General features: G+C 72.5%; 8 protein-coding genes. 5 read left to right on the top strand and 3 right to left on the bottom strand.

What is annotated here, in order from left to right; all coding sequences use genetic code 11:
- Positions 1 to 77 precede the first annotated feature (77 nt).
- From IEZ31_RS54970 to IEZ31_RS54955, 4 genes are all read left to right on the top strand, one after another.
- On the top strand, positions 78 to 1616 hold the full coding sequence (locus IEZ31_RS54970; protein WP_190258156.1) for a cobyric acid synthase: 1539 nt from the start codon (positions 78 to 80) through the stop codon (positions 1614 to 1616).
- Entirely contained in the window at positions 1613 to 2326 is a 714-nt protein-coding gene (locus tag IEZ31_RS58790) for a uridine kinase family protein (RefSeq protein ID WP_190258155.1), read from the top strand. Before IEZ31_RS54970 ends, IEZ31_RS58790 begins: the two co-directional genes overlap by 4 nt.
- Positions 2327 to 2446: 120 nt before the next feature.
- A complete protein-coding gene (locus tag IEZ31_RS54960) occupies positions 2447 to 3529 on the top strand; it encodes a M48 family metallopeptidase (protein ID WP_190258154.1) in 1083 nt (360 codons plus the stop codon).
- Positions 3530 to 4163: 634 nt separating this feature from the next.
- On the top strand, positions 4164 to 5516 hold the full coding sequence (locus tag IEZ31_RS54955; RefSeq protein ID WP_190258153.1) for a dipeptidase: 1353 nt from the start codon (positions 4164 to 4166) through the stop codon (positions 5514 to 5516).
- 3 nt (positions 5517 to 5519) lie between these two features.
- Here IEZ31_RS54955 and IEZ31_RS54950 read toward each other — a convergent pair whose 3' ends face one another.
- From IEZ31_RS54950 to IEZ31_RS54940, 3 genes are read right to left on the bottom strand one after another with little or no spacing between them, the layout of a single operon-like run.
- Positions 5520 to 5972 (bottom strand): response regulator, encoded by a 453-nt coding sequence (locus IEZ31_RS54950; protein ID WP_190258152.1) that lies wholly within the window; start codon positions 5970 to 5972, stop codon positions 5520 to 5522.
- On the bottom strand, positions 5969 to 7549 hold the full coding sequence (locus tag IEZ31_RS54945; RefSeq protein WP_190258151.1) for a sensor histidine kinase: 1581 nt from the start codon (positions 7547 to 7549) through the stop codon (positions 5969 to 5971). Before IEZ31_RS54945 ends, IEZ31_RS54950 begins: the two co-directional genes overlap by 4 nt.
- 7 nt (positions 7550 to 7556) lie before the next feature.
- Positions 7557 to 8771, bottom strand: coding sequence for a PP2C family protein-serine/threonine phosphatase (locus IEZ31_RS54940; protein WP_190258150.1), 1215 nt, complete (start codon positions 8769 to 8771; stop codon positions 7557 to 7559).
- 148 nt (positions 8772 to 8919) lie between these two features.
- Here IEZ31_RS54940 and IEZ31_RS54935 point away from each other — a divergent pair, with 148 nt between their 5' ends.
- Positions 8920 to 10497, top strand: a complete 1578-nt coding sequence (locus IEZ31_RS54935) for a Na+/H+ antiporter (protein ID WP_190258149.1) — start codon at positions 8920 to 8922, stop codon at positions 10495 to 10497.
- Positions 10498 to 10569: the final 72 nt, after the last annotated feature.

Genomic DNA, 10569 nt, shown 5'->3' with positions numbered 1-10569 from the left:
TCCGGAGCGAAGTGGAGGAGGCCGCTCATGGTGGGTTCAGGGTGGGGCTCAGGCGGCCGGAGCGGAGCGGAGGGCGCATGAGCGGCAAGGGCGGGCTCCTCGTCGCCGGCACGACGTCCGACGCCGGCAAGAGCATGCTCACGGCGGGGATCTGCCGGTGGCTGCGCCGGCAGGGGGTCGACGTGGCGCCCTTCAAGGCGCAGAACATGTCCAACAACTCGGCCGTGGCGATCGAGCCGGACGGCACCGGCGGCGAGATCGGGCGGGCGCAGGCGCTCCAGGCGGTCGCCTGCGGGCTGGCGCCGAGCGTGCGGTTCAACCCGGTGCTGCTCAAGCCCGGCTCCGACCGGACCAGCCAGGTGATCGTGCTCGGGCAGGCGGTGGGGCACATCGGCGCCGCGAACTACGCCGAGATCAAGGACCGGCTGCGGGCCACGGTGCTGGAGACGCTCGACGACCTGCGACGGCGGCACGACGTGGTGATCTGCGAGGGGGCGGGCAGCCCGGCGGAGATCAACCTGCGGGCGACCGACCTGGCCAACATGGGCCTGGCGCGCGCGGCCGACCTGCCCGTGATCGTCGTCGGGGACATCGACCGGGGCGGGGTGTTCGCCGCGCTCTACGGGACGGTTGCGCTGCTCGACGCCGGCGACCAGGCCCACATCGCCGGGTTCGTCATCAACAAGTTCCGGGGGGACGCCGGCCTGCTGCGGCCGGGCGTCGACTCGCTGACCAGCCTCACGGGGAGGCCGACGTTCGGCGTCGTGCCCTGGTCGTTTGACCTGTGGCTGGATGCGGAGGACTCGCTCGCCTACGACGGGCGGGTCCTCGGCCGCCCCGCGGCGGCGCGCGGGAGCCAGTGGCTGCGGGTGGCGGTCGTCCGGCTGCCGCGGCTGTCCAACGCCACCGACGCCGAGGCGCTCGCGTGTGAGCCGGGCGTCCAGGTGCGGCTCACGGTCGAGCCGGCCGACCTGGCCGACGTCGACCTCGTCGTCATCCCCGGCAGCAAGTCCACAGTGGACGATCTGGAGTGGCTGCGCGAGCGTGGGCTGGCCGACGCCGTGCGGGCGCACGCGGCGGCGGGGAAGGCGGTGCTGGGGATCTGTGGCGGTTACCAGATGCTCGCCGAGCGCATCCGCGACGACGTGGAGAGCCGGCGCGGGGACGTGTCGGGGCTGGCGCTGCTGCCGGTGGACATCGCGTTCGCCGAGCGCAAGACGCTGGCGCTGCCGGTGGGCACGGCGTTCGGCGGGGTGGCGGTGCAGGGGTACGAGATCCATCACGGGACGGTCACCCGGAGCGACGCGGAGCCGCTGATCCGGCTGCCGGGCGGCGGCGGTGAGGGGGCCGTGGCCGGGAACGTGTTCGGGACGCACTGGCACGGCGCGTTCGAGACGGACGGGTTCCGGCGGGCGTTCCTCGCGGAGGCGGCGCGGCTGGCGGGGCGGCACGGGTTCGAGGTCGCGCCGGATACGTCGTTCGCCGCATTGCGCGAGCGGACCGTTGACGTCCTCGGCGACCTGGTGGAGGAGCACCTCGACACCGACGCGCTCTGGCGGCTGATCGAGGGCGGCGCCCCGGCCGGCCTCCCGACCATCCTCCCGGGCCTCCGATGACCGGCGCGGGCGCCGGGCGGCATGAGGGCGCGGCCGAGGGACTGCCCGGCGGTGGCGCGAGCGCCGGGCGGCATGAGGGCGCGGCCGACGGTGGGGCGGGCAGGGGGCGGTTCGACGAGTTGGCCCGGGCGGTGCTGGCGCGGCCGGCCCGGCTCGGGGCCGTGCGGCTGGTCGGGGTCGACGGGCGGGCCGGGTCGGGCAAGACCACGTTTGCGGGGCGGCTGGCGGGTGCGCTGCGGGCCACGGGGAACACCGTGGCCGAGCTGCACACCGACGACTTCCTGGACGGCTGGACCAAGCTGCTGGCCTGGCAGCCCCGGCTGCGGGAGTGGGTGTTCGAGCCGTTCCGGGCGGGGCGGGCGGGGGCTCTGCGGCGGTACGACTGGAGCGCCGAGCGGCTCGAAGACACCTGGTCGGCGCTGGAGGTGCCGCACGTGCTGCTGGTCGAAGGGGTCGGCAGCGCGTCGGCGGGGATGCGGCCGGACCTCACCCTGGGGGTGTTCGTCGAGGCGCCGCGGGCGTTGCGGCTCGCGCGGGGGCTGGCGCGGGACGGGGAGGCGTTGCGGCCGCAGTGGGAGCGGTGGATGGCGGACGAGGACGTGCACTTCGGCGGCGATCCGACGGCCGACGCGGTCGACCTGCGGGTCGACGGAGCGCCGCGCGTCGAACACGATCCGCAAATTGAGTACATCATCGTGCCGGGCGGGTAGACGACCTGCGTAAAACTGGGAGACGATCCGATGAGCGTGGCGAACTGACGTGCTGGTTCGTGGCGGTCGGCGGCCCATGATCGCAAGGACGCGTGAGCGGCAGACGGGGAGGCGGGGCGGATGAGCACCGAGGACGCGCAGAATGGGAACCCTCCGGCGCGACGGCGGGTGGTGTTGACCGGGATCAGCTCCCGGGCCTGGGAACACCCGGCGGACCGTGGGGCCCTGGTGGCGCTGCGGGAGCTGCGCGGGTTCGACGACGTGCTCAAGTCGCTGCACGCGCTGTGGAACGAACGGGCCTGGCGGCTGCAGTTCCTGGGCAACGCGATCCGCGTCGACCACCGGCAGTATCCGCGGGTCCACCGGCTGCTCGCCGAGGCCGGCCAGTCGCTGGACATCGCCGAGCTCCCCGAGCTCTACGTGCAGGCCGACCGGGCGATCAACGGCATGTGCATCGGCATGTCGAAGCCGTTCATCGTGGTCAACAGCGGCGCCGTCGAGCTGCTCGACGACGATGAACTGCGCTGCATGCTCGGCCACGAGCTCGGGCACCTGGTGAGCGGCCACTCGGTGTACCGGACGATGGTCATGATCCTCACCGACTGGGCCGTGCGGCTCTCCTGGCTGCCGGTCGGGTCGATGGTGCTGCGGGCGATCGTCGCGGCGCTCATGGAGTGGTGGCGCAAGGCCGAGCTGTCCGCCGACCGGGCCGGGCTGCTCGCCTGCCAGGACCCGGCCGCGTCGCTGCGGCTCGCGATGAAGCTGGCCGGCGGCGGCGACCTGTCGGAGATCGACACCACGGCGTTCCTGGAGCAGGCGGCCGAGTTCGACCGGGCCGGCGACCTGCGGGACAGCTTGATCAAGATCCGGATGGTGACGGCCCGCTCGCACCCGATGCCGGTCGCCCGGGCCGCCGAGGTGCGGGCCTGGATCGACAGCGGGGAGTATCAGCGCATTCTTTCCGGCGACTACCCCCGCCGCGACGGCGACGGCGACGCCTCGGTGAGCGAGGAGATCAAGGCGGCCGCGGCCTCCTACCGTCAGGCCTTCAACCGCTCCCAGGACCCGCTCGTGTCCCTGCTCCGCAAACTGGGCGACGGCGCCTCCGACGTCGGCGAGTGGGTGGGCGCAAGCGCCGGCCGCATGCGCGGCTGGATGAAGGGCAACGGCACCGACGGCAGCGACACCAGCCCGACCGGTTAGTGCGGTATCCACCAAGGTTGGCCGGTATGGCGCGCGTTCGCCCGGATGCCGGCCGTCCTTGCTCCGCGGCCCGTGCCCGGCGGACCCGGTGTGCCGCTGGACGACATTCCTGACCGGAATAGGTATTCCCGCCAGGAATGTCGCACGACCAGGGCACCCTCCCTCCGGGAGGCAACCCGGCCGACGTTCCCGGACGCCGCATTAGCCGCGAGACCTGGCGCGCTGGAGTGACTGGCGCGCGCTCCGCGAGAGCGCGCGTGCCCACGAGGGTGCGCGGCTGCTGTAGGAGGCGCGGATTGAGCGTGGGCGGCGGCCTGGTTCGACGGCGTTGGGCGCCGTCCGCCGGGCGGCCGCGATCCAGCCCCGCCAACGCGCCCGCCGGCCCGGTCGCGGATCGAGCCGGCCGCCCCAGGACGACGAGCCGCCCCAGGACCAGCCGTCTCAGGACCAGCCGGGCCAGGGCGACCGGCCGCCCCAGGACGACGAGCCGCCCCAGGACGACGAGCCGCCCAGGACCGGCCGGTCAGGAGAGGGAGGTCCGCTCGTGTCCAGCCGTCCGCATCCCGCCGTCCGCGTACGCGGGAGGTGTGGGGTTGTGGGGTGGGGGCATGTGCGGGGCAGTAAGTTCGACAGCATGACTGTGCTCACCGAGGAAGAACTTCGCGCCGCGATCCGGCGGGAGATGCCAGGCGTGCGGGCCGACCTGGAGCGGCTCGTGCGGATTCCGGGGATTGCCTTTGCCGGGTTTGACCATGGGCACGTCGAGCGGTCGGCCGAGGCGGTGGCGGAGCTGCTGCGTGGGGCCGGGGTGCCTGACGTGCGGATCGTGCGCAAGGGTGGGCAGCCGGCCGTCATCGGGCGTCGGCCCGCGCCGCCCGGGGCGCCCACGGTGCTGCTGTATGCGCACCATGACGTGCAGCCCATCGGTGATGCCAGCAAGTGGGAGACCGACCCGTTCGAGCCCGTGGAGCGCGACGGGCGGCTGTACGGGCGCGGGGTCGCCGACGACAAGGCCGGGGTCATGGCCCACATCGCGGCGCTGCGGGCGTTCGGGGACGATCTGCCGGTCGGTGTCGTGCTCTTCATCGAGGGCGAGGAGGAGTACGGGTCGGAGTCGCTCGAGGACCTTCTCCGTGAGTACCGCGACGATATCGCCGCGGACGTGATCGTGATTGCGGACTCCGGCAACTGGGACATCGGCCAGCCGGCGCTGACGACCGGGCTGCGGGGGATCGTCAACGGGTTCGTCGAGGTGCGCGTGCTGGAGAAGGCCGTCCACAGTGGAATGTTCGGCGGCCCGGTTCCCGACGCCCTCATCGCGCTGTCGCGGCTCATCGCTTCCCTGCACGACGACAACGGGGACGTGGCCGTCGACGGGCTGGTTCGGACCGAGTCGGCGCCGCTGGACTACCCCGAGGACCGCTTCCGCGCGGAGGCCGGGATGCTGGAGGGCGTCCGGTTCATCGGCAGCGGACGGCTCGTCGAGCGGCTCTGGACCCGGCCGGCGATCGCCATCCTCGGCATCGACGCGCCGCCGACCGTGGGGGCGCCGAACGCGCTCACCCCCGCCGCGAAGGCGAAGTTCAGCGTGCGGATTGCCCCCGGGGACACCGCCCAGGGCACGTACGACACGATCGTCGAGCACTTCCGCCGGCACGCGCCGTGGGGCGCGCAGGTGAGCGTGGAGCTGGAGCAGCTCGGCGAGCCCTGCGTGATCGACGCGACCGGGCCGGCCTACGACGCGGCGCGGCAGGCGTTCACCGAGGCCTGGGACGGCGCCGCGCCGGTCGACATGGGCGTCGGCGGGTCCATCCCGTTCATCGCCACGTTCCAGGAGATGTTCCCGAAGGCCGCGATCCTGGTGACCGGCGTCGAGGACCCCGAGACCGGTGCGCACGGCCCGAACGAGAGCCTGCACCTCGGCGAGTTCGAGCGGGTCTGCGTCGCCGAGGCGCTGCTGCTCGCCAAGGTGGCGAAACTGCAGTAGACGTCAGCCGCGGGGCGGCAGCTTGACGACGCTCACGAAGAACTCGTCGATCTGCCGCACCACGGCGATGAAGCTGTCGAAGTCCACCGGCTTCGTCACGTAGGCGTTCGCGTGCAGCGAGTAGCTGCGCAGGATGTCCTCGTCGGCCTGCGAGGTGGTCAGCACCACGACCGGGATGCGGCGCAGGTCCGGGTCCTCCTTGATGACCTGCAGGACCTCCCGCCCGTCGACCCGGGGCAGGTTGAGGTCGAGCAGGATGAGGTCTGGCCGGGTCGCCTCCGCGTGCTTGCCCTCGCGGCGCAGGTAGGCCAGCGCCTCCTCGCCGTCCTGGACGACGTTGAGCTTGTTGCGGACCTTGTGCTCCTCGAACGCCTCCTGCGTCATGAGCACGTCGCCCGGATCGTCCTCGACCAGGAGCACCTCGATCGGCAGGGACGATTCCATGGGGGCGGTCATGACACAGACTCCTCGATCAGGGGGACGCTGTCAGCGGCCGGCTCAGGCACCGGCAGCGTGAACCGGAACAGAGTACCCTCGCGGTGCGACGGATCGATCCAGATCCGCCCGCCGTGGTACTCGACGATTTTCTTCGCGATGGCCAGCCCGATGCCCGTCCCGGGGTACGTCTCCTTCGCGTGCAGCCGCTGGAAGATGACGAACACCTTGTCCGCGAACTCGGGCTGGATGCCGATGCCGTTGTCCTCGACGCTGATCTCGTACTCGCCGTCGACCTGGCGGTAGTCGATCGCGATCCGCGGGGCGCGGTCCGGGTGGCGGAACTTGATCGCGTTGCCGATCAGGTTGCCGAAGAGCGCACCGAGCAGCGGCTCCTCGCCGCGGACCGCCGGCAGGTCGGTGAATGCGATCTCGGCGCCGGTGGCCTCCCGCTGGGCGTCGAACTGCGCGGTGGCGTCGACGACCACCTTGTTCAGGTCCACGTCGGTGAACCCGCTGGTCATCCGCCCGATGCGGGAGAAGGCGAGCAGGTCGTTGATGAGCCGCTGCATGCGCTGCGCCCCGTCGACCGCGAAGCCGATGTACTGGTCGGCCCGCTCGTCGAGCTGCCCGGAGTACCGACGCTGCAACAGCTGGCAGAAACTCGCCACCTTCCGCAGCGGCTCCTGCAGGTCGTGGCTGGCGACGTAGGCGAACTGCTCGAGGTCGCGGTTGGAGCGGGTCAGCTCGGAGGCCTGCTGTTCGAGCATCCGGTTGGCCTCCTCGACCAGCCGGCGGGCCTCCTGCACGTCGGTGAGCTCGGCGTTGATCCGCCGCCGCATGACATCGACGTCGTTGGCGAGCGCCGCCAGCTCGGGCGGCCCCGTCCCGAGGATCTCGTGGTCGTAGTCGCCGCCGGCGACCCGCCGCACCTCGCTCGCGAGGTCGGTCACCGGGCGGGTGACCAGCCGCCGGAGCAGCAGCGCCAGCGCCGCGCCGGCCACGACCACGACGACGGCGGCGAAGATGAGCAGCAGGATCAGCGTGCCGCTGGTCGAGCGCACCTGCTTGGCGACCTCGTCGCGGCGGATGGAGAGCGACCGGGCCAGCGCGTTGATACCGTCCGAGGCGGCGGTGTACACGGTCCGTGACCGGTCGCTCGGCGCGGCGCGCTCCGGGCTGGGCCCGCTGGAGCGCGTTTCCGCGATCAACGGTTCGGTGATTTCGCTCCGGTACCGCTGGGTCGCCGCCGCCACGTCACGCACCCCGGCGAGCAGCGCCGGCTCGCCGGCGAGCAGCCGCTCCGTGTCCGCCAGGATCGTGCGCTCCTGCTCCTGGGCGTCGCGGTACGTGTCGAGATCGGAGTCCCGGCCGGTCAGGACGAACGTGCGCGTGCTGGTCTGCTGGCGCAGCAGCTGCGAGTACAGGCGCTCGGTGTTGACCAGTGCGGGGGTGAGCTGGTCCATCACTCTGTTGGTGGCGGTGCGGTTGGCGGTGGCCGTGATCGTCGAGCTGACGGCGATCAGGCCGAGCAGCCCGGCAACCACCGCGCAGAGCGCGATGATGCGCCGCCAGAGCGACCAGGAGGCTGGGGTCATGGCATCCTCATCGGGTTTGCGGGCTCAGCAGCAGTACCGCGATGTCGTCCAACACCGGGCCGCCGTTGTGCGCCTCCGCCTGCTGGGCCAGCCAGGCCGGCAGCTCCGGCGGCCGCGCACGGGAAGGACTCTCCAGCACCCGGCACAGGCCGTCGACCCCCAGCCGCTCCCCGGCGACCGCGTCCGGCCCGGCGGCGCCCTCGATCAGGCCGTCGGTGTACAGGAGCAACGACCATCCGGGCGGCCCGAGCGCCACCTCCGTGGCCGGCCGGTGCAGGCCGGGCATGACGCCCAGCACCAGCCCGGGGTTCACGTCCACCGGCTCGGCCCGGCCGCCGGTGAGCACGATCGGCGGCGGGTGGCCGGCCAGGCGGATGCGCGCGGTGGCGGCGGCGAGGTCGACGGTCGCCACCGCCACCGTCGCGAACAGCTCGTCGGTGCGCCGCTCGCTCACCAGCACCTGCTCCAGTGACGGCAGGATCTGGTCCTCGGGCACCCCGGCCAGCACGAGCGCCCGCCAGGCGACCCGCAGCGCGACGCCGAGCGGCGCCTCGTCGACCCCGTGGCCGCACACGTCGCCGATGAGCAGGTGCAGGCGGGCGCCGTGCTCGACGCCGATCGCGTCGAAGAAGTCCCCGCCGAGCAGCGCCCGGTCGCGCCCGGGCCGGTAGATGGAGAAGAGGTCGGCCGACACCCCCTCCATCAGCGGCTTGGGCAGCAGCCCCCGTTCGAGGCGGGACGACTCGGCCTGGCGCAGCTCCGACTCGCGCAGCAGCCGCGCGTTCTCGTCGGCGCGCTTGCGCTCGACCGCGTAGCGCACGGCCCGCGACAGCCCGGCCCCGTCGACCGTGCCCTTGACCAGGTAGTCCTGCGCGCCCTCGGCGACCGCGGCGATGCCGAGGTGCTCGTCCTCCAGGCCGGTGAGCACGCACACCGCGGTGCCGGCCGCCTCCAGCAGCACCTGGCGCAGGCCGTCGAGACCGCTCGCGTCGGGCAGGCCGAGGTCGAGCAGCACGCACTGCATGTCGGAGAAGCGCAGCCGCGCCTCGCGCATGGTCTGCGCGATCTCCACGTCGAACGGCGCGTCCGCCTCCGCGAGCAGCTCACGGACGAGGAACGCGTCGCCCGGGTCGTCCTCCACGAGCAGCACGCGGATGCGCTCGCCGGCGAGCGGTCCGAGCCGCCGGTTGCGCAGACCCACCGTCGTGCCGACGTCGGCCATGCTCACACCCACCCAAAGGGCCCAGGTATTTGTCGCGCCGCACACATAGGGACGATCCTCTCCTACGTGACGGCTCGATGCACGTGCGGGTGCAGTCTCTCAGGAGTAGCCCCTCACCCGCACGGGCGGTCTGGATAGGCTTCGCCCCGTGCACGGGCTGGAGAACGTCGTCGGACTCATCGCGGTCGTTGTCGCGACCTCCGTGGTCGCGCGCCGGATCGGCGTTTTGTCCCCGATCCTCCTGGTCGTCGTCGGGATCGGCATCTCGTTCATCCCCGGCGTCCTGGAGATCGAGCTTGAGCCCGAGGTCGTGCTGCTCGGGATCCTGCCGCCGATCCTCTACGTCGCCGCGCTCGAGACGTCCGTCCCGGCGTTCAAGTTCAACCTGCGGCCGATCCTCCTGCTGGCGGTCGGCCTGGTGCTGTTCACCGCGGCCGCCGTCGGGTTCACCCTGAACCTGTTGCTCCCGGCGGTACCGCTGGCGGCGTGCTTCGCGCTCGGAGCGGTGGTCGCGCCGCCGGACGCGGTGGCGGCGACGGCGGTCGCCCGGCGGATCGGGCTGCCCCGCCGGGTGGTGACCGTGCTCGAAGGCGAGAGCCTCATCAACGACGCGACCGCCCTGGTGACGCTGCGCGTGGCCGTCGCCGCGGCGGTCGGCCAGGCGGTCGACGCCTGGTCGATCACCGAGCAGGCCGCGGTCGCGGTCGTCGGCGGCGTCGCGATCGGCGTGGCGGGCGGCATCGTGATCGGCTTCGTCCACAAACGGATCACCAACCCGCTCATCGACAACGCCGTGTCCTTGCTCACTCCCTGGGTGGTGTTCCTGCCGGCCGAGTCGATCCACGCGTCCGGCGTGGTCGCCGTGGTGGTGACCGGCCTGATGCTCGGGCACCGGATGCCGACGCTCATGTCGGCCGCGTCCCGGCTGCAGATGGATGCTTTCTGGCGGATGGTGAAGTTCCTCCTGGAGGGGGCGGTCTTCCTCCTCGTCGGGCTGCAGCTGCGCAGCCTGATCATGGAGGTCGAGCGGTCGTTCTGGTTCACGATGGGCGCCCTCGCGGCCGTGGTGGGTGTCGTCATCGTCACGCGGATCGCCTGGCTCTTTCCCACGACGTACTTCACCCGCCTCATCCCGCGCGTCCGCCGCCGCGACCCGTCGCCGCCCCTGGCCGCTCCCGCCGTCATCTCCTGGGCCGGCATGCGCGGCGCGGTCACCCTGGCGGCCGCGCTCTCGCTGCCCACCCAGCTCGCCAACGGCCATGACTACCCGCGCGGACTCTTCGTGCTCCTGGCCTTCGGCGTCATCGTGGCCACGCTGGTACTGCAGGGAGCCACGCTTCCGACCGTCGCTCGCTGGCTGAAGGTCCCGCCCGACGACGAGAAGGAGGACGCGCTCGCGGAGGCGTCGGTCCAGCACGAGGCGTCGCGGGCGGGCAAGCGCCGGCTGGAGGAGGTCGCCGCCGACGCGCCCGAGGGCGTCGTGGAACGGCTGCGGCAGGTCGCCCTGAGCCGGTCGAACATGGCCTGGGAGCGGCTGGGCCGCTCGGACCGGGAAACGCCGTCCGCCGCGTACGCCCGCCTGCGGCGCGAGATGCTCAACGCGGAGCGGGAGGTGTTCCGGCAGGCCCGCGACACCGGAAGAATCCCCGAGGAGACGCTGCGCCAGGCGCAGCGGGACATGGACCTGGAAGAGTCGTTGCTGGAACGTGGGGACCACGAATCGTGAGCGGTTCGGAGCGTAGCGGAGAGGCCGCTCACCGGGGGGTCAGCGCGTGCGAGCGCTGCCGGAGCGAAGCGG

Origin of the sequence: Dactylosporangium sucinum (genome assembly GCF_014647515.1) — a bacterium.
GTDB classification, from domain to species: Bacteria; Actinomycetota; Actinomycetes; order Mycobacteriales; family Micromonosporaceae; genus Dactylosporangium; species Dactylosporangium sucinum.
This window is presented reverse-complemented; position numbering and strand designations above follow the sequence as displayed.